This window comes from Hydrogenobacter thermophilus TK-6 (genome assembly GCF_000010785.1).
Lineage (GTDB): Bacteria > Aquificota > Aquificia > Aquificales > Aquificaceae > Hydrogenobacter > Hydrogenobacter thermophilus.
This window is the reverse complement of sequence record NC_013799.1, coordinates 1,280,780-1,305,505: the sequence shown is the minus strand read 5'-3', so window position 1 is coordinate 1,305,505 and position 24,726 is coordinate 1,280,780. Positions and strand designations below refer to the sequence as shown.

Annotated in this window: 28 protein-coding genes; 16 read left to right on the top strand and 12 right to left on the bottom strand. The window is 44.4% G+C overall.

The annotated features are described in order from the left end of the window. Positions 1-1,401: an Rne/Rng family ribonuclease gene (locus HTH_RS07205; RefSeq protein WP_012964059.1), complete on the bottom strand. Its 1,401-nt coding sequence runs from the start codon at positions 1,399-1,401 to the stop codon at positions 1-3. A gap of 48 nt (positions 1,402-1,449) precedes the next feature. On the opposite strand from HTH_RS07205, the gene HTH_RS07200 reads away from it, so the two are divergent. After that, the gene (locus HTH_RS07200; RefSeq protein ID WP_012964058.1) at positions 1,450-2,292 is read left to right on the top strand and encodes a glycine--tRNA ligase subunit alpha; all 843 of its coding nucleotides are present in this window, start codon (positions 1,450-1,452) and stop codon (positions 2,290-2,292) included. After that, entirely contained in the window at positions 2,289-3,071 is a 783-nt protein-coding gene (gene kdsA, locus HTH_RS07195; protein ID WP_012964057.1) for a 3-deoxy-8-phosphooctulonate synthase, read from the top strand. Before HTH_RS07200 ends, kdsA begins: the two co-directional genes overlap by 4 nt. On the opposite strand, the gene purF is transcribed toward kdsA, so the two are convergent. After that, the gene (gene purF / locus HTH_RS07190; protein WP_012964056.1) at positions 3,029-4,420 is read right to left on the bottom strand and encodes an amidophosphoribosyltransferase; all 1,392 of its coding nucleotides are present in this window, start codon (positions 4,418-4,420) and stop codon (positions 3,029-3,031) included. The genes kdsA and purF overlap by 43 nt on opposite strands. A gap of 65 nt (positions 4,421-4,485) precedes the next feature. Here purF and HTH_RS07185 point away from each other — a divergent pair, with 65 nt between their 5' ends. Genes HTH_RS07185 through HTH_RS07165 form a run of 5 tightly spaced genes read left to right on the top strand, consistent with a single transcriptional unit; the run spans position 4,486 to position 9,797 of the window. Continuing rightward, entirely contained in the window at positions 4,486-4,968 is a 483-nt protein-coding gene (locus HTH_RS07185; RefSeq protein ID WP_012964055.1) for a DUF29 domain-containing protein, read from the top strand. Positions 4,969-5,017: 49 nt separating this feature from the next. Next, entirely contained in the window at positions 5,018-6,325 is a 1,308-nt protein-coding gene (gene purB / locus HTH_RS07180) for an adenylosuccinate lyase (protein WP_012964054.1), read from the top strand. Next, a complete protein-coding gene (locus HTH_RS07175) occupies positions 6,319-6,972 on the top strand; it encodes a DUF202 domain-containing protein (RefSeq protein ID WP_012964053.1) in 654 nt (217 codons plus the stop codon). The genes purB and HTH_RS07175 overlap by 7 nt, the downstream gene beginning before the upstream one ends. Positions 6,973-7,014: 42 nt before the next feature. After that, positions 7,015-8,721, top strand: coding sequence for an FAD-dependent oxidoreductase (locus HTH_RS07170; protein ID WP_012964052.1), 1,707 nt, complete (start codon positions 7,015-7,017; stop codon positions 8,719-8,721). Beyond that, on the top strand, positions 8,721-9,797 hold the full coding sequence (locus tag HTH_RS07165) for a 5-(carboxyamino)imidazole ribonucleotide synthase (protein WP_012964051.1): 1,077 nt from the start codon (positions 8,721-8,723) through the stop codon (positions 9,795-9,797). Before HTH_RS07170 ends, HTH_RS07165 begins: the two co-directional genes overlap by 1 nt. Before the next feature lie 248 nt (positions 9,798-10,045). On the opposite strand, the gene HTH_RS07160 is transcribed toward HTH_RS07165, so the two are convergent. Together HTH_RS07160 and thrC are read right to left on the bottom strand one after the other, a co-directional pair. Then, positions 10,046-10,471, bottom strand: coding sequence for a TlpA family protein disulfide reductase (locus HTH_RS07160; RefSeq protein ID WP_012964050.1), 426 nt, complete (start codon positions 10,469-10,471; stop codon positions 10,046-10,048). After that, entirely contained in the window at positions 10,468-11,700 is a 1,233-nt protein-coding gene (gene thrC, locus HTH_RS07155) for a threonine synthase (protein ID WP_012964049.1), read from the bottom strand. Before thrC ends, HTH_RS07160 begins: the two co-directional genes overlap by 4 nt. 74 nt (positions 11,701-11,774) lie before the next feature. Between thrC and HTH_RS07150 the strand changes: the two genes are divergently transcribed. Further along, a complete protein-coding gene (locus HTH_RS07150) occupies positions 11,775-12,497 on the top strand; it encodes an SDR family oxidoreductase (protein WP_012964048.1) in 723 nt (240 codons plus the stop codon). Further along, positions 12,484-13,095: a 7-cyano-7-deazaguanine synthase gene (locus HTH_RS07145; RefSeq protein WP_012964047.1), complete on the top strand. Its 612-nt coding sequence runs from the start codon at positions 12,484-12,486 to the stop codon at positions 13,093-13,095. The genes HTH_RS07150 and HTH_RS07145 overlap by 14 nt, the downstream gene beginning before the upstream one ends. Here HTH_RS07145 and HTH_RS07140 read toward each other — a convergent pair. The 7 genes from HTH_RS07140 to HTH_RS07110 form a co-directional block, all read right to left on the bottom strand. Then, a complete protein-coding gene (locus HTH_RS07140) occupies positions 13,084-13,308 on the bottom strand; it encodes a DUF465 domain-containing protein (protein WP_012964046.1) in 225 nt (74 codons plus the stop codon). The two genes, HTH_RS07145 and HTH_RS07140, sit on opposite strands and share 12 nt — an antisense overlap. Then, a complete protein-coding gene (locus tag HTH_RS07135; RefSeq protein ID WP_148161787.1) occupies positions 13,305-13,727 on the bottom strand; it encodes a hypothetical protein in 423 nt (140 codons plus the stop codon). The genes HTH_RS07140 and HTH_RS07135 overlap by 4 nt, the downstream gene beginning before the upstream one ends. Positions 13,728-13,730: 3 nt before the next feature. Then, positions 13,731-15,488 carry an NADH dehydrogenase (quinone) subunit D gene (gene nuoD, locus HTH_RS07130; RefSeq protein ID WP_012964044.1) on the bottom strand — a complete coding sequence of 586 codons (1,758 nt, stop codon included), beginning with the start codon at positions 15,486-15,488 and terminating at the stop codon, positions 13,731-13,733. 3 nt (positions 15,489-15,491) lie between these two features. After that, positions 15,492-16,031: a NuoB/complex I 20 kDa subunit family protein gene (locus HTH_RS07125; RefSeq protein ID WP_012964043.1), complete on the bottom strand. Its 540-nt coding sequence runs from the start codon at positions 16,029-16,031 to the stop codon at positions 15,492-15,494. Positions 16,032-16,102: 71 nt separating this feature from the next. Beyond that, the gene (locus HTH_RS07120; RefSeq protein WP_012964042.1) at positions 16,103-16,459 is read right to left on the bottom strand and encodes an NADH-quinone oxidoreductase subunit A; all 357 of its coding nucleotides are present in this window, start codon (positions 16,457-16,459) and stop codon (positions 16,103-16,105) included. 1 nt (position 16,460) lies between these two features. Further along, the gene (gene ftsY / locus HTH_RS07115) at positions 16,461-17,846 is read right to left on the bottom strand and encodes a signal recognition particle-docking protein FtsY (protein WP_012964041.1); all 1,386 of its coding nucleotides are present in this window, start codon (positions 17,844-17,846) and stop codon (positions 16,461-16,463) included. Between the two features lie 21 nt (positions 17,847-17,867). Further along, a complete protein-coding gene (locus HTH_RS07110; protein ID WP_012964040.1) occupies positions 17,868-18,122 on the bottom strand; it encodes a c-type cytochrome in 255 nt (84 codons plus the stop codon). Between the two features lie 34 nt (positions 18,123-18,156). On the opposite strand from HTH_RS07110, the gene HTH_RS07105 reads away from it, so the two are divergent. From HTH_RS07105 to HTH_RS07075, 7 genes are read left to right on the top strand one after another with little or no spacing between them, the layout of a single operon-like run. After that, entirely contained in the window at positions 18,157-18,585 is a 429-nt protein-coding gene (locus HTH_RS07105; RefSeq protein WP_012964039.1) for a hypothetical protein, read from the top strand. An 11-nt stretch (positions 18,586-18,596) separates the two neighbouring features. Then, positions 18,597-19,661 carry a tRNA 2-thiouridine(34) synthase MnmA gene (gene mnmA / locus HTH_RS07100; RefSeq protein WP_012964038.1) on the top strand — a complete coding sequence of 355 codons (1,065 nt, stop codon included), beginning with the start codon at positions 18,597-18,599 and terminating at the stop codon, positions 19,659-19,661. Next, positions 19,658-20,380: a 23S rRNA (guanosine(2251)-2'-O)-methyltransferase RlmB gene (rlmB, locus tag HTH_RS07095; protein WP_012964037.1), complete on the top strand. Its 723-nt coding sequence runs from the start codon at positions 19,658-19,660 to the stop codon at positions 20,378-20,380. The genes mnmA and rlmB overlap by 4 nt, the downstream gene beginning before the upstream one ends. After that, the gene (locus tag HTH_RS07090; protein ID WP_012964036.1) at positions 20,377-20,640 is read left to right on the top strand and encodes a hypothetical protein; all 264 of its coding nucleotides are present in this window, start codon (positions 20,377-20,379) and stop codon (positions 20,638-20,640) included. Before rlmB ends, HTH_RS07090 begins: the two co-directional genes overlap by 4 nt. A gap of 54 nt (positions 20,641-20,694) precedes the next feature. Next, on the top strand, positions 20,695-22,089 hold the full coding sequence (locus tag HTH_RS07085) for a hypothetical protein (RefSeq protein ID WP_012964035.1): 1,395 nt from the start codon (positions 20,695-20,697) through the stop codon (positions 22,087-22,089). A 12-nt stretch (positions 22,090-22,101) separates the two neighbouring features. Next, entirely contained in the window at positions 22,102-22,977 is an 876-nt protein-coding gene (locus HTH_RS07080; protein ID WP_012964034.1) for a metal ABC transporter solute-binding protein, Zn/Mn family, read from the top strand. Beyond that, the gene (locus HTH_RS07075; RefSeq protein WP_012964033.1) at positions 22,974-23,702 is read left to right on the top strand and encodes a metal ABC transporter permease; all 729 of its coding nucleotides are present in this window, start codon (positions 22,974-22,976) and stop codon (positions 23,700-23,702) included. The genes HTH_RS07080 and HTH_RS07075 overlap by 4 nt, the downstream gene beginning before the upstream one ends. On the opposite strand, the gene HTH_RS07070 is transcribed toward HTH_RS07075, so the two are convergent. Beyond that, positions 23,664-24,719 carry a glycosyltransferase family 9 protein gene (locus HTH_RS07070; RefSeq protein ID WP_012964032.1) on the bottom strand — a complete coding sequence of 352 codons (1,056 nt, stop codon included), beginning with the start codon at positions 24,717-24,719 and terminating at the stop codon, positions 23,664-23,666. The two genes, HTH_RS07075 and HTH_RS07070, sit on opposite strands and share 39 nt — an antisense overlap. Positions 24,720-24,726 lie beyond the last annotated feature (7 nt).

The window sequence follows — 24,726 nt, the reverse complement described above, 5'->3', positions numbered from 1 at the left end:
TTAGGTCCTGTAGTGTATCTCATAGTCGTTGTATTCCACATTTGCGTCCTCAACCATGTTCACATACTTAAATCCGTTTTTCTCTATGACGCTTCTGACGGTATCCGCGCTCTGGGGATTTACATGCAGGTCAATAACGCCATGAGATTCTCTCCTTAAGTCCTTTTCAAGCTCAAAAGCTAAAAGGCTCTTGCCACGCACCTTTCCTCTCCCTTTACACAGCGGACAGCTTTCGGTAAGCAAAGAAGATACACTCTCACCACTCTTTTTCCTTGCCATTTCTAAAAGTCCGAGCCTTGTAAAACCGTAAATCTGCACATTGCACGCCTCCTCTCCAAAAGACTCTTGCAATGTTCTGATCACCAGGTCCCTGTTTTCTTGCCTTTTCATATCAATAAAGTCTATAACAATTATACCACCTATATCTCTGAGCATTATATGTTTGGCAATCTCTTTTGCTGCTTCCAAGTTGGTGTTTAATGCATTCTCTTCGTGAGACTCTCCGTAAGGCTCCCCGCTGTTTACATCAATGACCGTCATAGCTTCTGTCTCTTCTATGACTATGTATCCTCCACCTCTGAGCCACACATACTTACTGAGCATTTTCCTGAAAGTATCGTGTATTCTATACCTGTTTATGTACGCACTAACATCCTTAACATACACCACCTTTTTTACCAAAGATGGTTCAAACTCCTCAAGGAAGGATACTATATCGTTCCACACATAAGGGTTATCTACCACCATCTCCCCAAGTTCATACCAGTGATCTTTTATCATCTTTATATAATTAGGATACTCTTCAAGGAGTAATCCCGGCTTTTTCTGAGCTGAGAACTTCTTGAGAATCTTAAGCCACAACCTTTTTAAGCTATCAATGTCTTTTATTATTTCCTCTTCACTTGCCTTTGATGCGTGTCTTCTGAATATTACTCCGCAACTAAATCCGTATCTGGGAAGTACTTCAATGGCTATGGCTTTGAGCCTTTCTCTGTCTTCCTCTTCAAGCCGTGAAGAGAACTTCACATCGTTAGCATTAGGCAAGTATATAAGGTATTTACCCACTAACCTTATTCTGCTTGTTAATTTTGCTCCCTTTTCTCCTACGGGTTCTCTCACCACCTGCACCAGCACTTCCTCCCCTACCCTTACGGGTTTTATTTCCTCTCCATTTTTTTTACAGTTTTGTTTGATGGGCAGATAGGCTTCTTTTTCAAGTCCTATATCAACGAACACACCGTCCATACCTTTCACCAGCTTTTTGACCTTACCTTTAAAGATGCTGTCCACTAATCTGGTGGCACCTCGCCTTTCTACCTTGATCTTAGAAACTTCTCCATCGTCTATCAGTAGAGAGAAAAACCTCTCCTGGTCTGAGAGCACTATCAAGTTTTTTGCCATCAGAAAAATATTAAACCAGAACTTACCTTGCAAAGGTATAATAAAGTTATGTACTTTCAGGACATCATTATGAACCTCCAGAAGTTTTGGGCTCAGAAGGGGTGCGCTGTATGGCAACCTTACGACATAGAAACGGGCGCCGGGACTATGAATCCTGCCACCTTTTTGAAAGTGCTGGGACCAAAAGGCTGGAATGTGGCATATGTGGAGCCTTCAAGGAGACCCAAGGATGGAAGATACGGTGAGAACCCCAACAGACTTCAGCACTACTTTCAGTTTCAGGTGATCCTAAAGCCTGCACCTGAGGACCCTCAGGAGATCTACCTGGAGAGTCTGAAGGCTCTGGGCATAGACCCTTCGGAGCATGACATTAGGTTTGTGGAGGATGACTGGGAGTCTCCCACCTTGGGAGCTTGGGGGCTTGGCTGGGAGGTTTGGCTTGACGGTATGGAGATAACCCAGTTTACCTACTTTCAGCAGGCGGGAGGGTTGGACCTTGAAGAGATTTCGGTGGAGATCACTTACGGACTTGAAAGGATCGCCATGTACCTTCAGGATGTAGGAAGCGTGTTTGATATAAAGTGGAACGAGTGGCTAACTTACGGGGAAGTTTTCAAAAAAGCAGAGTACGAGTGGAGCCTCTATAACTTTGAGAAGTCTGACCATAATCTGCTCTTTGAACTTTACGAGAGGTACGAGGGTGAGGTCAAAAGGCTCATCTCTGAAAAGCTTGTGATGCCGGCGTATGACTATCTTCTCAAGTGTTCTCACACTTTTAACCTGCTGGATGCAAAAGGTGTTATCTCTGTTCAGGAGAGGGCAAGGTACATAAGAAGGATGAACAGTCTTGCAAAGGAGATAGCTAAGCTTTATCTTGATATCTACAGATGATCATAATAGCTGGACCTTGCGTGATAGAAAACGAAAAGGTAGTTTTTCAGGTGGCACAGGAGTTAAAACGCCTTTCTGAGCTTTATCCTGAATTTTCCTTTGTTTTTAAGTCTTCCTTTGATAAGGCTAACAGGTCTTCTGTGAAGTCCTTCAGAGGTCCTGGTCTTGAGAAGGGGCTTGAGATACTCAGTAAGGTAAAGGAAGAGTTTGGTCTTAAGATTACCACAGATGTGCACGAAACTTGGCAGGTAGAACCTGTTTCTCAGGTGGTGGACATCATACAGATACCCGCCTTTTTAAGCAGGCAAACAGACTTGCTGGTGGCATCAGCCAAAACCGGAAAGCCTGTAAATGTAAAAAAGGGTCAGTTTTTGGCACCTTGGGATGTGAAGAATGTGGTGGAAAAGTTAATGTACGCAGGTGCTAAAGAGTACTACATAACAGAGAGGGGGGTCTCCTTTGGTTATAACAACTTAGTGGTGGATTTTAGAAGCCTTGTCATTATGTCAAGCTTTACCAAGGTAATTTTTGACGCAACCCACAGCGTCCAGCTTCCGGGAGGTGCAGGTGATAAATCTTCTGGTCAGAGGGAGTTTGTTCTGCCTCTTATCCGTGCTGCGGTAGCGGTAGGGTGTGATGGGATATTTATGGAAACGCATCCAGACCCAGATAGCGCCCTCTCGGATGGTCCAAACATGTTGCCTTTAAACTCCTTAGAAAGCGTTCTTGAAACTATTCAACGCATACGCAATGCCTTATCTTCGTACTCTACAGGGTAAACACCACTAAAGCAAGCATCACAGAAGTCCTGGGGGTTTTTAACGCAACTTTTAAGCCCCTCCAGAGATAGGTATCTTAAAGAATCAGCACCTATAAATTGCCTTATGTCCTCTATACTGAGCCTGCTGGCTATTAGTTCCTCTTTGGTAGGAGTGTCAATACCATAGTAGCAAGGTCCTATAACGGGAGGTGATGCTATCCTGAGGTGTATCTCTTTGGCACCGGCTTTTCTAAGCATGCTTACTATCTTTTTTGAAGTGGTCCCCCTTACCAAGGAATCATCTATGACTATGACCCTTTTGCCTTCAAGAACTGCTCTGTTGGGATTTAGCTTCATCAGGACTTTAATATTTCTGAGTTCCTGCGTTGGTTCTATAAAGCTCCTGCCAATGTAGTGATTTCTTATGATGCCAAACTCAAGAGGTATGCCTTTCTCTTGGGAGTACCCTATGGCTGGAACTACACCAGAATCTGGCACAGGCACCACTATATCCGCATCCACATCATCCTCTTTGGCAAGCGCCATACCCATAGCTTTCCTCACCCTGTATGCCCAATCTCCAAAGAGAAAGACCTCCGGCTTTGAGAAGTAAACGAACTCAAATATGCACATGGCTTTCTTTTCCTGCCTGAAAAGCTGATAGGTACGCATGCCTTTTTTATCCACCACTATCACCTCACCGGGCTTTACCTCCCTCCAAAGCTCTGCTCCCAAGATGTCAAAAGCGCAGCTCTCTGAGGCAAAAAGTATCGCGTTTTTTGATCTCCCGATAAGCAGAGGTCTAAATCCGTATGGGTCTCTGGCTACTATCAGTCTATCTTTAAACATGTATATTAGGCTGTAAGCACCCTTTACCTGATGAAGAGCATAAAAGACTTTGGGCATGATCTTTGCATCTTCTGGATGCACTTTTATATGCTCAGGCACGTACTCTCCGGCGTCCAGCAGAGCCAAAAAAAGCTCACTGTCAGATGTGTGGTAAAAATTGAATCCCTTCTCCTGCAGAGATGACCTCAGAGTTTTGTAATTTACCAAATTTCCGTTGTGAACAAGAGCTACCTGTCCAAGGGAGGTTTCCCTGATCAGAGGCTGAGCGTTGATTTCTGTGCTATCACCCGAAGTAGAGTATCTTACATGGGCTATGGCTATACTTCCCTTTAGATGCTCCATATCCTTTGCTGTCAGAGCTTCAAGAACCAAGCCGGGCTTTTTAACTACCCTTAACCTCTCGTAGTCAGATACCGCAATACCTACACTCTCTTGACCCCTGTGCTGTAAGGCGTATATACCATAAAAGGCATACTTCTCCGCATGCTCTACATTGAAAATTCCAAATATACCGCACATACATAAGAATATAAAGCGTACTCTAAGAACTTGCCTGAGCTTTAAAAAGGTAATACATTTTCACTATGAGAACACTCAGCAAAGAAGAACTCAAAAAGCTATACGACGAGGACTTCCCTCTGTGGGCTGAGATAAACCTGCAACTTCTTAAAGAGAAGGCTTACCATCTTGTGGACTGGGAGAACCTCTTAGAGGAGATAGAAGATATGGCAAATAGACATCTTGATGCTTGTATAAGCCAGCTTGCGAGAATTTTGGAGCATCTTTACAAGTGGGACAACCTCAGAAAATTAGCGGGGGGAGAGTATGCGAGTAGAAGCTGGATATGGGGCGTGGAAAATGCAAGAAAAGAGATATTAAAGCTATTTGATAGGTATCCCAGCCTGAGAAACAAACTGCCTCTTGAATTAACCACTGCATGGAAGTGGGCAAGACGAGATCTTGAATATTGGCTTAAGAAGAACGGATATGACCCAAACAAATTCCACATCCCAGAAGAATGCCCATACACTTACGAGAAAGCTATGAGCAGAGATTTAAAGGAATAGCTAAAGCCATCTTCCCATCCACTTAAAAGCGTATTAAGATATTCTATCTATGATAGAGCGCTACACAAGAGAGGAGATAGGAAGAGTTTGGTCTGAGCTGAATAAGTTCAAAAAGTGGCTTGAGGTAGAGCTATCAGTTTGCAACGCCTGGGCAAAGCTTGGCAGGATACCCTCAGAGGCTCTCATGAATATTAAAAACAGCGTGTATGTGAACGAAGAGGTGCTTCAGAAAATAAAAGAGTATGAGAAGGTTTACAAGCACGACATGCTCGCCTTTATATCCGCCATATCAGAGCAGATACCTTCATACTCGCATTACTTCCACATGGGGCTTACCTCCTCCGATGTGGTGGATACAGCTTTGGCTCTTCAGATGAGAGAAGCGCTAAGCATAATAATCAAAGATGTGGAAGATGTGCTTGAAGAGCTAAAAAGACTCTCCTTTGAACACAAAGATACCATCATGATGGGTAGAACGCACGGAGTGCATGCAGAACCTATAACTCTTGGAGTGAAGTTTGCAGTTTGGTATGACGAGATGAAAAGAAACAAAGATAGGCTCTTAGGAGCTTACAATAGCGTATCTTACGGTAAGCTTTCAGGTGCTGTAGGCACTTACTCTAACATTGACCCAGAGGTTGAAAAGCTTGCCCTTGAGGAGCTGGGACTAAAGGCGGAACCTGCCAGCACTCAGGTGGTACACAGGGACAGACACGCAGACCTTATGTATGCTATTGCTTGCACCGCCACATCCCTTGAGAAGTTTGCCACAGAAATAAGACACCTGCAAAGGACGGAAGTGTTGGAACTTCAGGAGCCTTTTACAGAGGGACAGAGAGGATCCTCCGCCATGCCTCACAAAAAGAATCCCATACACGCAGAGCGCATATGCGGTCTTGCAAGAGTGGTAAGGTCTAATCTCCTTGTAGCTCTTGAAAACATGGTGCTGTGGCACGAAAGGGACATATCCCACTCTTCAGCAGAGAGGATCATCATTCCAGACGCCACCATAGCCTTGGATTACATGCTAAACATCTTTCTAGAAATATTAAGAGGTCTTGTTGTGAGCAGGGAGAGAATGCTAAAAAATATGGACCTGTCCTATGGACTTTACGCATCTTCCAAGGTGCTTGTGAAACTCATGGAAAAAGGTATGGCAAGGGACAGAGCCTACGACCTTGTTCAAAAGTGCGCCATGAAAAGTTGGGAGGAAAAAACACTCTTCAAGGATATCTTACTCTCTCACGAAGAAGTCTCTCGGTGGCTTACCCCCCAGGAGATAGAAGAGATAACAGATCCCCGTAGCTACTTAAAAAATGTGGATTACATATACCAAAAGGTATTTGGGTCATGCTGATAGCTAAGCGCCTTCCGTCCGCAAAGGATGCACGTATATACATGTCTGTTGAGAGAACTTACTTAGGCTATATAAGGTTTTCTCTTTACACTCTGTCCTTTGCGGTTTTCCTAAGAAAGCTGGAAGTGCTTGCTGACATTACGCAGAAAATACATGTATCGGTACTATTGGAGCATGTAGCTATAGGTCTGTCCATAGTAGGAACTTTATTTATCGTTGCAGGTATAATCACCTTTTATTTTGACATAAAATACATAGAAGGAGGTATAGAAGTGTCTCCAAAAGAAGTCACAGACCCGAGGATTTACATGGCTGCAGAAAGGACCTTCTTAGCTTGGATAAGAACTTCCATAGCTCTCATAGTCTTTGGCTTTGTTATTGAGAAGTTTGAGTTTTTCTTGGAACAGCTGGAAAGGGTTTTTAACATACATCTGAAAGGTGATCACAGAAGCCTCGTAGGTATAGGTGTCTTCATAATACTCATAGGACTTTTTACGCTGGTAATAGGCACCATAAACTTTTATAGAACTATAAGGCAGGTGGATGCTGGTTACTATAGAACGCATACATGGCTTTACAAAACTTACGGAGCCATCATATTTTTAGCCTGTCTCGTGCTTACCTTTTATGTGCTAAAGATCATCTAAGAGTCCTTTGTTCCAACAAGTGAGGTTAAAATTATTCTTACCATGAGAGCTTACGATATTGTGATTATTGGTGCGGGTGGTGCTGGGCTACGCACTGCCATAGAATGTGCAAGGGATCCCAATATAAAGGTTGCTGTAGTTTCAAAGGTATATCCTACACGCTCTCACACTGGTGCGGCGCAAGGCGGTGTGAATGCTGCCCTTGGGAATGTTATAAAAGATGACAGTCCTGAGATGCACGCTTACGATACCATAAAGGGTTCTGATTTCCTTGCTGATCAAGATGCTGTGCTTTTTATGTGTGAGAATGCTCCTGATGTTATATACGAGCTTGACAGATGGGGAGTGCCCTTTTCAAGGCTTCCCGACGGAAGGATAGCACAAAGACCCTTTGGTGGTGCATCCTTTCCAAGAACCGTCTTTTCTGCGGACAGAACAGGACATGTTATACTGCATACCCTGTTTGAGCAGGCCCTCTCTAAGGAGAATATAGATTTTTACAACGAGTTCTTTTTCATAGACCTCCTTCATAACGGTCATAGGGTGAAGGGAGTAAGCGTATATGATATAAAGAACGGTGAAGTGCTGACTTTGAAGGCCAAAGCGGTGGTTATAGCCACTGGGGGATTTGCAAGGATATACTGGCAAAGGAGCACCAACGCGGTGGGAAACACTGGCGATGGGGTTGCTGTGGCTCTGCGCAACGGGATTCCTTTAAAAGATATAGAATTCATTCAGTTTCATCCTACTGGGCTTGCCAAGACGGGTATACTTCTATCAGAAGCCTGTCGTGGTGAGGGAGGATACCTTTTGAATAAACTTGGAGAGCGCTTTATGCAGCGCTACGCACCCGAAAAGATGGAACTGGCACCCAGAGATTTAGTCTCAAGAGCAATAGAGTATGAGATAAGGGAGGGAAGGGGTGTAGGAGAAGGGACTTCTGCATATGTTTACTTAGATTTAAGACACTTGGGTGAGGAGAAGATAAGGGAGAGGCTTCCTCAGGTGCGCCAGCTTGCCATAGACTTTGAAGGAGTTGACCCTATCACTGACCTTGTACCCATAAGACCAACTGCTCACTACTGTATGGGTGGCATACATATAGAGAATCACATTACATCTTCCACACCTCTTGAGGGGCTTTATGCGGTAGGTGAAGCTGCTTGCGTATCTGTACACGGAGCCAACAGACTCGGTGGCAACTCCTTAGTGGAGCTTTTGGTCTTTGGCAAATTCTGCGGGATAGCGGCGAGGGAATACGCCAAATATGTGGACCATCTTCCTCTAACAGAAGGGGAAGAGAAGTTAGGATACGAGTATGTACAGAAACTCATGAAAAGGGAAGGCAACGAAAAGCTCGCTAACATAAGGAAGAGGATGGGAGAGATAACTTGGGAAAAGATGGGCATATTTAGAGATGAGAAATCGCTTCTGTCTGCCTATGCAGAGCTATCAGACCTTTTGGAAAGGTGGGAAAAAATTCCCGTAGTAGACAAGTCAAAGGTGTTTAACACCAATTTGATAGAGCTTATGGAGCTTAGAAACATGTTGGAAATTGCCAGAGCAGTTGCATATGCGGCACTCCACAGAAGAGAATCAAGAGGAGGACATTACAGAGAGGATTACCCTGAGAGAGATGATGAGAACTTTTTAAAACACACCATAATCAGGCAAAGGGGAGACAAGCTCATCATAGATTATATACCTGTAAGGATACTTAAGTATCAGCCTGCAGAAAGGAAGTACTGATGAGGATAGGCATACTGGGAGGTGGTCAGTTAGGATGGATGACCGTATTGGAGGGAAGAAAGTTAGGCTTTGAGTTTTTTGTCCTTGATAGTGATCCAAAAGCACCTGCCTGCAGAGTGGCAGATGCTGTCTTTACACCAGAGCAGGTGGAGGTTTTTGCAAAAAACTGCCATGTGGTCACATGCGAATTTGAACACATAGAAGAGTCCCTCATAGAGGCAGTATCTCATCTTTTAGTCCCCTCACACCATATACTTAAGCTCAAAAGGAGTCGCATAGAGGAGAAGAGTTTTTACAGAAAAATGGGGTATCCTACAGCCCATTTTAGCTTTGCAAAGGCTAAAGATTTACTTCATGAGCTAAAAGAGTTTAGGCTTCCAGCTATAGTAAAATCTGAGAAACTTGGTTATGACGGAAAGGGGCAATACAAAATAGAGCATACTTCACAGATAGAGGAGGTGCTAAAAAACCATTCTCCCCAAGAGAACTTTCTCATAGAAGAGTTTGTAGACTTCCTCTTTGAATTCTCACTGATAGGCGTAAGAAACAAAAGAGGCCAAGTAAGAGTTTATCCTATCACGGTAAACTACCACGATGGTGGCATACTTTTATACAACTACACCAAAAACATACAGATAAAAGAGGCAGAAGACATAATTACATCTCTCATGTCTGACCTAAACCTTGTAGGTCTTTTAGCTGTTGAGTTCTTTTTCTGCAAGGATGGTAAAGTACTGATAAACGAGATGGCTCCAAGACCTCACAATACTGGTCATTACACGCTGGATGGATGCTACACATCCCAGTTTGAGAATCTTCTCAGAGCCATAGCGGACCTCCCATTGGGTTCCACAAAGCTAAAGCTACCTTCCGGTATGGTAAATCTGCTGGGTATATCTCTTGAAGACATGGACATGGAAGGCATCCTCTCCATGGAGGGAGCTAAACTATACTGGTATGGCAAGGAGAAGAGAGAAAGAAGAAAGATGGGTCATATAAATGTGGTGGGAGAAACGCAAGAGCAAGTGGCAGAAAAGATAAAAAGCATCCTTGAACTTCTGCACCAGAGAATATAAAAAAAAAAAGACCCCAGAGGGGTCCGATGGCGCACAAGGTGCCACACGAAGGACACTTCTAAAGTGAGTTAATTTTATAATAAAAATAACATAAAATAAAACCCCTGTCAAGGGGTAAAGGAGCCTGTTTAAAAAATCCCACTCCCTGAGTTCTTTTCCTTTTTTGTACCTCAGAAAGTAGCTGCCTGCATAACTAAGAGGATAAGAAGGTAAAGTTAAGTTTTTATTAAGTTTGTATTAAGAATAGGTTAAAGTTTGTCGGGAAGTCCTGCGTAGGAGGCTATTAGCTTTCCGCCCTTGTCAAAAACATAAGTGGAAGGAAGAAAGGTTATGGGGAAGTAATCGTTGAACTTTACCGCTGTATCTATAAGGGTGAGAAAGTTGGGAGCTATACCAAGCTGCCGGTAGCTTTCCACCACATCACCTGCCTCCATAGCTACAGCGTAAGACACTATCTTATAGTTAGGATACATCTTTACCAGATGTCCGAGCTTTTTTAAGTCTTTCGTGTGTCCTGCGCAGGTTCTGCTCCAGATGTAAAGCACCAACTTCTGGTTTTTATAACTGCCAAGGTTCACACTTTTACCGTCAATGTCTTTTACCGTTATGTCGGGAAGAGTGTCTTTTGCAGAGCAGGAAAGCAATATAAGGAAAAGAAGGATCAGTCTTTTCATAATGTCTTCACAAGTATCTTCTCCTTAAAGTCTGCAAGAGTGGGCTTTATTCTAATGCTTTCTGGAAGGTGTCCCTCAAGCACCTCCATGGTCTTGTAGCCGTTACCTGTGATGTATGCCACCACTATCTCTTTTGGTGAGAAGTAACCTTTCTCTGCGAGTTTTTTGAGGACTGCAATGGTAGTTCCACCGGCGGTCTCTGTGAATATGCCTTCTGTCTCTGCCAGAAGCTTTATACCTTCTATGATCTCCTCATCCGTTGCTGTTTCCCATATGCCAGAGCTCTCTTTTGTCACCTGAAGTGCGTAGATGCCATCCGCGGGATTACCAATAGCTATTGATTTGGCTATTGTATTGGGTTTTACGGGTTTTACAAAGTCCCTGCCTTCCTTCCAAGCCTGAGCTATTGGAGAGCAACCTTCAGCCTGCGCTCCATACACTCTCGTCTTTAAGCTATCCAAAAGACCTACCATATAGAGTTCCTTGAGACCTTTCCATATTTTGGTTATCAAAGACCCAGATGCTGCAGGAGCCACAACCGCATCTGGCGCTCTCCATCCTAACTGCTCTACCACTTCAAAGGCAAGGGTTTTTGAACCTTCAGCATAGAAGGGTCTTATGTTTATGTTGACAAAAGCCCAGTTTAGCTCGTTGGCTATCTCCGAACACAGCCTGTTTACATCATCGTAGTTGCCTTCCACAGCCACCACTGTAGGTTTAAAGACAAGACTTCCAAAGATCTTCTGCGATTCAAGGTTTGCAGGAATAAAGACAAAACAGTTAAAGCCAGCCTGCGCCGCATGCGCAGCCACAGAATTGGCAAGGTTCCCGGTAGAAGCGCACGCCACCGTATCAAAGCCAAACTCCTTTGCTTTAGATAGCGCAACAGAAACCACTCTATCTTTGAAGGATAAAGTGGGATGGTTTACAGAGTCGTCTTTGATGTAGAGGTTTTCAAGTCCCAGAAGCCTTCCCAGATTCTCGGCTTTTTTGAGTGGTGTAAAGCCAGCGTTTAAACCAACGCTTGGATACTCAACGGGCAAAAGGTCTATATACCTCCAAAGGCTCTTGGGTCCATTTTCTATCTTCTCTTTACTAAGCTTCTTCTTTATCTCCTGATAGTCGTAAACTACCTCAAGGGGTCCAAAGCAGAACTCACATACATGTATGGGCTCAACGGGATACTCCTTTCCGCACTCTCTGCAAACAAGACCCTTCACCTTTGTCATCTTCTCAACCTCCAAAAGGAAAGATCAAAATTATAATGTAATTCCAAAAGCTCAAATGTTATAATCTTGCTTTGATGAAAAGGATCCTCATAACAGGCGTAAGAAGAATAGGCTTTTACATAGCAAGGCATCTTATCCAAAGTGGCCAAAAGGTGGCCTTTGTGTATCACACATCTAAGCAGGTGGCTTTGGAGCTTGAGAAGATGGGAGGTATAGCCCTTCGCGCAGACCTTTCAAAGTTTGAGAGTTATTCAAAGGTTGTGGAAGAAACGCTTAGCTACTTGGGTGGGATAGATGCGCTCATACACACTGCAAGCCCTTACTTTTCAACACCCCTTAAAACTTTAAGTAGAGAGGACCTTTATGCACACTTTACGCCAAATGCAGAAGCTTTTTTGATGCTCTGCAAACTCCTATACCCTCATATGCTTAACAATCCTGAGCCGGTAAAAGGTAGAATGGTTGCCTTTGGTGATTGGGCTACCAATACCACGCCTTATAGAGACTACTCTGCTTACTTTGTATCAAAGGGTGCTTTGCACACTGCGGTAAAAGTGCTGGCAAAGGAGCTCGCACCTCATGTGCTTGTAAACGCCATAGCTTTGGGACCTACATTAAAACCCGACGAGTTTTCCCAGGAGAAATGGAAGGAATACATAAACAAAACTCCCCTTAAAAGGGAGGTGTCTATGCAGGATGTTCTTATGCTTACTGAGTTTTTACTGAATGTGGAGAGCATGACGGGTGAGATCATAAACTTAGACAGCGGGAGGCATATATCAGGTGAGTGCATATAAAATCGCAGTGCTTTTTAGTGGGGGTGTTGAAAGCACAACCCTCCTTTACATGTACCTTCAGAGGAAAGAAATAGTTTATCCTGTTTACATAAAAATGGGTGAAAGCTGGGAAAGGCTAGAGCTTGAAAACGCTTTGAGACTTTGGCAGTACACCAAAAGCAGGTATGCGTCTTTAAGACCGCTGAGGGTTATAAATCTTCAAGTGAGCGGTGCAATAAGAAAGTCTCCTTACCAAGTTTCTGAGATCTTTATTCCCCTACGAAATATGAGCCTTATAACCGCATGCGCCCTTTACGCACTCTCCAAGAAAGTCAGAAGATTAGCCATAGGAAGCCTTGGACTCTATCCCTTCCCCGACAATAGCAAGAGCTACATAAAGGAGTTAGAAAGGCTCATAAGCGAAGGCTCTGGGACTGCATTTTCTATTGAAATGCCCTTCTTTGGACTTGAGAAGGGCAAGATAGTAAAAGAGTTTTATGGAAAAGTCCCATATCACCTTACTCTCTCTTGCGCCATGCCCAAAAAGGTGGGAAAGAAGATACTGCACTGCGGGAAGTGTATCAAGTGTAAAGAGAGGCAAGAGGCTTTACTTGGATAGCTTTAGATGTTCCTGTATCTTCTTTTCCATAAGGTCCTTGTAGTAAAGCTTTTCCTTTTTTAACTTCTCTATCTGAAGTTCAAGCTCATGTGTCATGGGTCTGTGCTTTTCAAGCCTATCCACGAGTTTATCAAGCTCCTGGTGTTTTTCATAGTAGTGTTTAAACTCTTTGTCTTCCTTAAGGAGTTTTTCTACGACCTCCTCTCTTGTCATACAACATCCTCCTCTCTTGGTCTTACTAATATTAAACCACAAAGGGTAAGAAAGTATCCAATAAAAAGCACCAAAAGGCTCGTAAAGATTATGTAAATGAGGAAGGCAACACCAAAGGGTAAACCTGCTATAACAAAGGACCAGAAATATCTCCTTGTGGCCGTATAGCTCCAGTAAGGGTCTGTATCTGAGATCACCGGAAAGCCTCTCTTCCTTATAACTAAGGAGATGGGAATGGAAAACATAGCTACCAGAAGCACCAGGGAGCTTGCGTAAATAAGCATCTTTGCAGGTAGAGGGAGCTTGAAGAAGGGATAGAGGATAAGGCTCCCCAAAAGCACCAAGCTTAAAAAGGTGAGGAAAGCGTAATAAAACTGCTTAGCTCTCCTTCTATAAATGTTTAAGAGCCCCTCACTCACCACTTACCTGTCTGTCTCTCCCACCACAGGGTCTATGCTTCCCAGGAGAGCTATGGCGTCTGCTATTGTGCCACCCTCTATGAGCTTTGGGAATATGGATAAGTTGTATAAGGCACCGGATCTTATCCTTAGCCTGTAAGGTCTTGAACCTCCCTTTGAGTATATGTAAAAACCGAGCTCACCTCTTGGATTTTCACCGCTGGAGTATAGCTCTCCTGGTGGTGCATTCTCACCATGCACCACAATGCGGAAAGACTTTACCATATCCTCCAGAGCCATAAACACATCCTCTTTTGGAGGCATAACCGCAGGGTGGTCTTTGTTAATGTAAGGTGCGGATTTGGGCATTTTTTCTAGCTTGGCTACGCATTGCTCTATTATCCTCAGGCTCTGCACCATCTCTTCCATGCGCACCAAATACCTATCATAAACATCTCCCACCTCTCCAACGGGGATATCAAAATCCACCTCGTCGTAGGCGGCGTAAGGCTCCAACTTCCTTATGTCGTAGGCTATACCTGAACCTCTTGCAACAGGTCCCGTAAGCCCATAATTGAAAACATCCTCCTTTGTTATAACTCCTATATCCTTTGTCCTTCTGAGCCATATACGGTTTCTTGTCAGAAGCTGGTGATACTCTTTTAGTCTGTTGGGGAAGTCTTTTATGAAAGCTTTCACCACATCTAGGGTGCCTTCCGCAAGGTCGTAATGCACACCGCCGATCCTCAAAAAGGCAGTGGTAAGCCTAAAACCGGCGTTGCCTTCTATTATATCCATTATTTTTTCTCTCTCTCTGAAGGCATAGAGAAAGACTGTAAGAGCGCCCAGGTCCAGCGCACCGGTACCAAGCCAGAGAAGGTGGGAGTTTATCCTCTGGAGTTCGGCAAACATAGTCCTTATGTACCTTGCCTTTTCGGGCACCTCCACGCCTAAGAGCTTTTCCACGGCTGTAACATAGGAGAGTTCGTTGCATATGGCTGATATGTAATCCATTCTGTCAGTATAGGGAAGAAACTGAAAGTAGTATATGTTCTCGGCTATCTTTTCCATACCTCTGTGAAGCTGTCCGAGTATCACATCGGATTGAAGGACTTTTTCACCGTCAAGGTCAAAGAGAAACCATATGGTCCCATGTGTGCCGGGATGAAGAGGTCCCCAGTTGAGAACCAGCTGAGCCTTCTTCCTGAGCCTTGACTTTTCAGTCCTTTCAAGGTCTTCCAAAGTGGCAACCTTTGTGTGCATAACCTCGTAGTCGTGGCTGGGTGGCTCTGTCCTTCCCTCCAAAAGCTCCGTAAGAGATGGAAGTTCTACCTCGGGTATGCCTCCCAAAGGGAAGTCCTTTCTGAGGGGAAAGTGGGGATATCCCTCCCACATGAACATGCGCCTGAGGTTCTCGTGACCTTCAAATACAACACCAAACATATCGTAAGCTTCCCTTTCAGCCCATCTGGCACAAGCCCAAAGTTTTTCAAGGGATGGCAAAGTCCCACCTTCAGCCCAGCTCTTTACTATGACTCTCTCATTTTCATCAGGATTGTAAAGTATGTAAACACCCTGAAATCTGTGGGGATGCTCCGGAAAGTCTATACAGGTAAAATCTATAAAGTGCTTATAACCCTCTCTCTCTTTGAGGTGCCTGAGAAAATCCAGGAGTCTGTCCTTGGGAATTTCCAGTCTTACGCTCTTTTGATCAGCCTCAACTTTTAACTCCTTAAAATTAAACTTTAGCCTCTCCCTTGTGGCTACATTCATCCAAGGCATGTTTCAGACCTCAACTTCCTGAGGTACAAAGAGTCCCTGCCTCTTTAAATCCTCTCTAAACTCTCCAAAGGCTTTGTCGTACTTGTTAATTCCCTTCTCCTTTATCTTCTTTTGAAGTTGAAGTATGCCGTATATGAGCCCCTGAGGGTGTGGCGGACACCCAGGAATGTACACATCAACCGGTATTATCCTGTCCATACCTTGCAATGTGGCGTAGGTGGGAAATGGTCCACCTGCTGATGCGCATCCTCCCATAGTTATGCACCACTTGGGGTCTGGCATCTGTTCCCATATGAGCTTTAACATGGGAGCTACCTTGTTGACTACCGTACCTGCAACTATCAGCACATCCGCCTGCCGAGGGGAAGCCCTGAATATAACACCAAGTCTATCCAGGTCAAACCTTGAAGCTGCCGTGTGCATCATCTCTATGGCGCAACATGCAAGCCCTATGGTAACAGGCCACAGAGCATTCCTGCGACCCCACCTTAGAAGCTCATCCACAGTAGTTATCACAAAACCATTAGAATTCAAAACAGCCATAATCTACCTCCTTACCATGACTTTAATTATAAGCTCTTGAGCCAGAATTTTATATAACTTTATGATAGATATCACATCTGCCACTTAAGGGCACCCTTCTTCCAAGCGTAAACAAATCCCAAAGCAAGGATAAATATAAAAAGTAGAGCTTCCACAAGACCATATAAACCTATATCTTTAAACACTACAGCCCAAGGGAATAAAAAGGCAGCCTCTATATCAAAGAGTATGAGAAGAAGCCCCAGAAGGTAATAGCCTTGCTTGAAGGTACCGCGAGCCTCCGTATCGTAAAGGGGAACTCCGCACTCATAAGGGTAGTCCTCCATTCTTTCTTTAGTTTTTGGACCCAAAAGGTCATTCAAGAAGGCAAAGGCAAAACTCACTCCAAGAGCCACCAAAAAGAAGATAAGTATGCCCAGGTACTCCATATTAGACCTCCACAGAAAGCAGTTCTTGCACAAAAACTTCTGCATCAAATGGTTGCAGGTCGTCAAGCCCCTCTCCAACACCCAGTAGTTTAACAGGTACTTTGAGCTCCCTGCATATGGGTATTATGGCTCCACCTTTAGCCGTGCCATCAAGCTTGGTAAGGATTATACCAGTTATATCAACAGCTTCTTTAAAGACCTTAGCCTGAGATATGGAGTTCTGTCCTAATGTGGCATCCAGCACCAGAAAAGTTTCCGTAGGTTCCTCAGGGTAAAATCTCTGTATTACGGACTTTATCTTTCTTAGCTCCCTGATGAGAGGCTCTTTAGTGTGAAGTCTGCCAGCGGTATCTATAAGCACCAGATGGTATTCGGATGCCCTCTTCATAGCATCAAAAACCACTGATGCAGGGTCGGCACCTTCTTCCCTTTTTACAATATCTGCACCGCTCCTTTTTGCCCACACCTCCAGTTGCTCCACAGCAGCTGACCTAAAAGTATCTGCGGCACACAAAAGCACTCTTTTACCTTCGCTGACAAATTTGTATGCCAGCTTACCTATGGTAGTGGTTTTCCCAGACCCGTTAACACCCAAAAAGAGGTAAATGTTAGTCTTACCCTCTTTGACCTTTATGTTATCCTGACAGCCAGTAAGAAGAGAAGAGAGCTTCTCCTTTAATAAATCTCTTAGTCCTTCAGACTCCTTTATGTTTCTCTTTATAGCCTCTTTTTTCAGCTCTTCCACCACATTAATGGCCGTCTTTGCTCCTATATCCGCTCTTACGAGAGTTTCTTCTAGCTCCTCAAACAGGGCTTCGTCCACCTTCCTCCCCCTTAAGATTATTCCAAAGAGCGCTTTTTCCTTTGTCTTTTGTAGACCCTTCCTTATCTTTTCAATAAAGCTTTCCTTCTTTACCTGCAGCAGTCCAAGCTCTTCCTTTATTTTCCTTATAATCTCTTGGAGTTCCTCTCTCTTTAAGGCGGGTGCCAGGTTGAGTGACCTCTCAAATACACTTAAGGCTTCCTCCTTTTTATCCATTTGATAAAGAAGATGGCCCGCTTTTGTTAAGCTCTCAAAATTCCCTATTCTTAGATACTCCTGCAGAGCTTTCTCTTTCTCACCAACCCTCTCATAAATGGTAGCTCTTTCCCATGCCGTCCCTAAGTTCTTATCGTAGTGCTCTATAAGCTGATAGGCAAAGTAGTATTTACCCTCTTTTAGGTAAAGGTCATAAAGTATTTTCCTTAGCTCAGGATCGTCCTTAAAACCTTCCAGCACCTGTATAGCTCTATCCCTTTTGCCCTTCTCTATAAGCTTGAGTATAGCGTTTTTGTCTCCCTTTTCTGCAAGCTTTTCTTCCTCCGATTTGCGCCAAAAGAACACCATAGGAAGAATTATTTTAACACCTTACTTTTCTTCTCCGGCTATCCACCTGCTGACCATCTCTATCTCCATATCGGACAGATTTCTCCCCCAAGGACACTGCTTGGCAAGCACCATGATGGCATCCGCTCTTCCTTTATACTCCTTCTTGAGGTAAGATAGAGGTTTCTTTGAACCCTCTTGATGACACCTCAGGCAGTTATTTTCAAAGATCATCTGCCCCTCTGACACTGCAAAGGCAAAGCCCACCAAAAAAGCTGTGTATGTAAAAACACGCATCTTTACACCCTCCTGTCATTAAATTTATATCCTGATGGAAGAGCTAAAAGTGTGGGGATTTGAGGATACACCATCGGCAAAAGAGTATCTTGCCAAGTATCTTTTGAATTACATACATATGGAGCTTGAGGCTTTGCCAAGAGAGGAGTGGGATAAGACTTTAAGCACATGGGCAAAAATATGCGCCTTTGCCAAAAGCCTCATACCCAAGAAGGAGGAAGAAAGACAGGAGCTATACAAAAGATATAAGTTTGATGCGGTTATGGTAGGTATTGCGGAAGATGTAAGGCATACGCTGATGGGTATGTACTCTCTTAAGATACTCAAAGAAGATGATAAGCCCTATAAACTCATACCAATAGCTGTAGATATAGTCATGCAGATAGGAGAAGGCTTGCAGGCTTATGGACTCAAAAGAGAGGTGCTGGAGTATATAAAAAGCTTTTTTGAAAGGAGGGCTTAAATTAGAGATACATGAGAGTTGCGGTAGGTATGAGCGGTGGAGTAGATAGTAGTGTATCCGCTCTGCTTTTGAAAATGGCAGGTCATGAGGTGATAGGAGTAACTTTAAGGTTTCACACCATTCCTGAGAGCTGTAGCACAGATGATTTGAGAGTTTGTTGCTCTCCTGAAGATGTCAAAGATGCGGCAAAAGTTTCTGAAAAGCTGGGTATTCCTCACATAACTTTTGATTGGGAGAGGATATTCAAAGAGAGGGTTATAGACTACTTTGTGCAAGAGTATGCAGAAGGTAAAACTCCAAACCCCTGTGCCATTTGCAACAGAGATGTAAAAACGGGATTTTTGGCGAGATACCTAAGGGAAGTAGCGCAGGTAGACAGATTGGCAACAGGACACTACGCAAGACTTGTAGAGTACAAAGGAAAGAGGCTGATAGCGAGGGCAAAGGACAAAAGCAAAGACCAGTCTTACTTTTTGGCTCTGGTGCGGAAAAAGGACCTGGAGCTTCTGGAGTTTCCTCTTGGAGACCTCACTAAGGAACAGGTGAGGCGTATAGCGGTGGAGTACTCTCTTCCTGTGGCCCAAAAGAGAGATTCTCAGGAGGTATGCTTTCTTATGGGAAAAAAGCCGGGAGAGTTTATAAAGGAAAGAGTTGGGGAAGCGAGTGGATACATAAAGCATGTAAGTGGTCGCGTTCTTGGAACTCACACTGGCATCTATAACTTCACGATAGGGCAGAGAAGAGGTCTTGGAGTGTCTTATCACGAACCTCTATATGTGGTAGACATAGATGCTCAGACTAATACAGTAATAGTGGGGAGTGAAGAGCTAATTTACAAGAGCAGCTTGAAGCTCAAAGACATCAACTTTCATCTTCACATAGATAAGTGGGGGAAGGATGTTTATGCTGTGGTAAGGTACAGAACTCAGGCTGTGAAGGTAAAGGACATAAAGGAGACTAAGGATGGATTTGTGGTGGAGTTTGAAACGCCTGTGAGGGGCATAACTCCCGGACAGGTGTGCGCCTTTTACGAGGGGGATGTGTTGCTGGGTGGAGGCATAATCGCGCAGGTATGATAGTTTACGGAAAAAATCCCGTCATTGAAGCTCTTAGGTCGGGAAAGGACATTGAGAAGGTGCTTGTAGCTCACGATTCTCATCCACCTTATCAAGTGGCAAAACTCTGCAAAGAGAGAGGTGTCAAAATACAAAAAGTCCCAAGAGCCAAAATAGAAGAGCTTGCAGGCACAAAGAAGACTCAAGGCATTCTTGCCATCATAAGCCCCATAAATTATGTATCTTCCAACGAGCTTTTTAAAGATGCTTTGAAAAAAAACTCTTTTATTTTGGTACTTGACCATCTTACTGACCCGCAGAATGTGGGAAATCTTTTGAGAACCTGTGAAGTGCTTGGTGGAGTGGGTGCCTTGCTACCTACACACAGGTCAAGTCCCATCAACCAGGTGGTGGTAAAGGCTTCTGCTGGAAGCGTCTTTCACCTTAAGATATCAAAAGTTCCCAGCCTCTCAAAGGCTTTGAAAGATTTTAAAAAGCAGGGTGGATGGGTAATATCCGTAGAAAGAGGGGGTAAGGATATAAGATACACATCCATCCCACTACCATGCGCCTTGGTGTTGGGCTCTGAAGGTGAGGGGGTGTCAAAAAGCCTACTGGAGATCTCTGACTTGGTGCTTTCCATACCAATGGTTGGGAAAATAAACTCTCTCAATGTTTCCTCTGCAGGTGCCATAGCCATGTGGGAGTGCGTCAGGGGTAGTATAATAAAGAGCGTATGAAAGGGTGGCTGGTAGCTCTACTCTTAATGCTTCTGAGTCTGGAAGGTGGCATCTCTTTAGCTCACAAGCATGAAGATGGAAAGCTACACTTAGACTGTTCTGTATGTGTTTTCCAAGCAAGCCAGCAGGTGGGGGCAAACCCCAGCTTAGAACCCCAAAGGGCTGACTTTTTAGTCTTTTACTTAGACCAAACCCATAGCTTACCAAAACCCAGACAAGTAGCCAGTAAGCATACTCTCCCCCGAGCACCTCCTGCCTGAAGCTCAGCTCTAAGACTTTTCTTTTCCAAAAAACTTTGGCAGGAGGTAAAAGCCATGAAAAAGCTTATACTTTTAACCGCTATCTTGGGAGTTTCTTTTGCTCAGGAAAGTTTAGAAGACCTTAGAAGACAGTTAGAGGAACAAAAAAGAGTTATTCAGGAGCTTGAAAGACGCATAAAGGATCTTGAAAAGGCTCAGAAGGAAGAGGTAAAGCCTGAGGAGAAGAGCAAACCCCTTCCTGCGGACAGAAGCCTCCAGCTGAAGCTAAAGTACAGTGAAAGCCTCAGGACTTACCAGCCCTTCTCCCAGAAGGCTTTCCTGCCAGACATATCCCTGATTATTGATACCTCCTATGTGAACCGCAACGTAAGGGATGAGACTTTTAGAAAGCTGGAGATTCCGGGGCTTTACCACAAACACGCAGATGAGAGCGGACACGGAGAGCTAAACAAGGAGCGAGGTTTTAACTTCAACTATGCGGAGCTATACCTTTATGCACCCGTAGACCCCTACTTTGACCTTTATGCCACCATACCTTTCTCCGAGGAAGGCTCAGAAGTGGAGGAGGCTTATGCGGTCACAAGAGGTCTCCCCTTTGGTTTGCAGTTTAAGGTAGGGAAGTTTAGAAGCTCTTTTGGTAGGCTGAATGCCATGCACCCCCACATGTGGGACTTTGCCAACCCGCCTTTAGTGTATAAAGCCTTCTTCGGAGATGACGGGCTAAAGGAGAAGGGAGTGCAGATAAACTGGCTTGCACCCACACCCTTTTACCTGCTCTTTGGAGTGGAAGCTCTGCAAGGAGAAAACGAGCAGAGCTTTGGCACTAAAGGCTTTACCGTAGGAGACATATCAGTGAAAGACACCAGAAAGCCCAACCTGTATGTGGGCTTTGTTAAAACCTCCTTTGATATAGGAAACCTCTCGGTTTTAACGGGACTCTCTTACGCAGATGGAAGGACAAGGATAGACCACCTGGACACAGAAGAACCCCATGCCTTTGCAGGCAAAACCAGAATCTACGGCTTTGACCTCACCGCCAAGTACTTTATTGACTCCTACAGGTATATATCTTTGCAAGGCGAATACCTCTACAGAGACCAGAAGGGAACCAGATATGCATACGACCAGAGCAACAATCCCATAACCTCTTACCTTACCAAAAAGCAGGGAGGCTTTTACACACAGCTGGTGTGGAGGTTCGCACCAAGGTGGAGAGCCGGCATTCAGTACAACCTGATCAACAAAAATGAAGTGAGTGGCAAAAGCCTTACTGACAACCTTTACGCTTACTACGGTATGTTGGAGTTTAACCCTACCGAGTTTTCCCGCATAAGGCTTCAGATTGGTCAAAATAGAGCTTTCTACTACAATGATCAGAGAAAGACGGTAAATGAAGTGATCCTTCAATTTAACTTTGCTATAGGGGCGCATGGTGCGCATCCCTTTTAAGGAGGTAAAGCTATGAGGTGGTTTGTCTTTCTTTTCTTTTTATTCTTTAGCCTTTCCTTTGGACAGCTGAAAGTGGTTGCCACTTACCCCTGGATAGGTAGTCTGGTGAAAGAGATAGGCAAAGATAAGGTGAGCCTTTATGTTATTGCCAAGGGTACAGAGGACCCCCACTTTGTGGTGCCAAAGCCCTCCCACATAGCAAAGCTAAGAGATGCGGACCTTCTCATCATACAAGGCGCTCAGCTGGAAATTGGCTTTTTGCCCCCACTTCTTCAGCAGTCTAACAATCCTAGAATTCAGCCCGGAAGGGAGGGACTTTTGGACCTGTCCCAGTTTGTTGCCCTCATAGAAAAGCCCGCAAGCGTCTCAAGAGCTATGGGAGATGTCCATCCCGAAGGAAACCCTCACTACCAGCTGGACCCCCACAACATACCAGTGCTTGCAAAAGCAGTAGAGAAGAAACTCTGTGAGCTTGACCAAAGCAACTGTGCCTACTACGGAACGAATCTTGAAAACTTTTTGAGCCTGTGGAATACCAAACTCAAAGAGTGGGATAGAGACTTTGAAAAACTAAGAAGTACAAGGGTTATTGAGTACCACAAGCTTTACGATTACCTTCTTAACAGATATGGTATGGTGCTGGTGGGAACGCTGGAACCTCTTCCGGGAATACCTCCCACCGCAACCCATATAGAGGAGCTTCTGAAAACAGCTCAGAAGGTTAAGTACATCTTGCAGGATGTGTATCACGAGAAGAGGACAGCTCAGTATGTGGCTAAAAAGCTAAACGCAAAGATGGTGGTGCTTCCCCACGATGTAGGAGCGGTGCCAGAAGCTAAGGACCTCTTTTCCCTATTTGACGAAATAGTCAGGAGGCTTAGCCAATGACGGATATACTCTTGCACGCACTTCTTCTCTCTTTTATCCTTTTGGGGATTCACGCCTACTTTGGGCTTGAGATAGTAAAAAGGGGAATAATATTCACCGACATAGCCATAGCCCAGTCCTCCGCGGTTGGGCTGGCGCTTTCCCTTCTTCTCTTTCAGACACCTTCTTACTTTATTTCTCTCCTTTTTGCCCTGCTTTGCAGTTTGCTTATAGCTCTCTCCCAAAGAAAGAAAGAGTACGCGGAGGCTTTCATAGGTCTCCTTTACGCCTTGGGTTTCTCATCTGTGGTGCTTTTGCTCTCCAAGTCACCACGAGGAATGGAAGAGTTTATGGCGCTTACCGCTTCTGACATACTCTTTGTACCTAAGGAGGAGATCTTCAAAACCGGCGTTTTATATGCTCTTTTTGGTCTTCTTCTATACCTGAGAGCCAGGTTCCTGTCGGGTATAGCCAAAGAGATGGCTTTCTTTGCGCTTTTTTCTCTGACGGTGACCAGCTCCGTAAAGCTGGTGGGTGTGCTTATAGTCTTTTCTATGCTGGTTGCACCAGCCTTAGTTGCCAGACTTTTTGGAAGAGGTTTGATTTTTGCGTGGGTTTATGGCTCTGCTGTAAATATCGCGGGGATCGTGCTGTCTTTTAAGTATGACCTTCCAACTGGCTTCAGCTTGGTTTTTCTCCACTCTTTTTTAAGCATTCTCCTCTTTCTGGCTAAAGTGCTTATATAGTCTAAAACCCTCACTTACAAGGTTAGGTATGTCTCCTTCGTCCTTTAAAATGATGCAGGATACCCAAGGATGGTGATGGTAAGAGGCTGGGAAGTCTTTTACAAAGATGCCCAGCGTTGGCACTCTGAGAGCTACAGACATGTGATAGGGACCGCTATCTGTGGATATAAAGAGCGAGCAGGACCTTATAAGTCCTGGAAGCTCCAGAATGTCCGTCTTGCCAGATAGGTCCAGGGCTTGAAGGGGATAGCTCTTCAAAAACTCCTCGTTTATGTCTCTTTCAAAGTCAGCACCAGAAAGCACCAGGAAACTGCCAGTCTGTTTCTGAAGAGAGTAGACTACCTGCCTCAGAAGGTCCAGACGCGGTCTTTTCCAAAGAGCGTCGGGAGTACCACAGCCTATGTTAAGCCCTATGATGGGTTTGTCTGGAGGAATGCCGAACTTAGAGCGAAACTTTTTCCTAAACTCCAGCGCTTCTGGAGTCTCTTCCAACTCTATGGGTATACCGTTCCTCTCTATACCCAGAGCCTTCAAAACTACAAAAAACCTGTCTGTGTAATCAGGGCTATTTATACTCCGTGAAGGAGGAGAAGCCAGAGTGTAAAAGGGACTTCTGAAGGGTATCTCGCCCACGCCGATAGAGGGTACCCGGTACTTTACTCTGGCATAAAGACAGAGAAAAGAGCTTTTAAGCCCATGTGGTTCAAAGTCTATAATAAGGTCAGGCTTTATCTTCAAAAGCACCTCCTCAAAGTGCTTGAAAAAATCCCTCCAGTCTTTTATGCTTCTTAGTCTTTTGTCTATCACATGAAAAGAAGAAAGAAGGTGATGTCTTGAGATGAGCCTTTCAGAAACTGCTCCTTTATCCTTGGTGAGAAAAAGAAGGTGAAGCTCCGCATCGGGGAATTTGTTCTTTAGGGCTCTCCAGCTGGCACTCCCTCTTAGAAGATCACCTATCCCCGCAGAATGACCCATCAGCATAAGTATGCGACCTATCCTTTTTCCTCCAAAGAGCATGCATTAT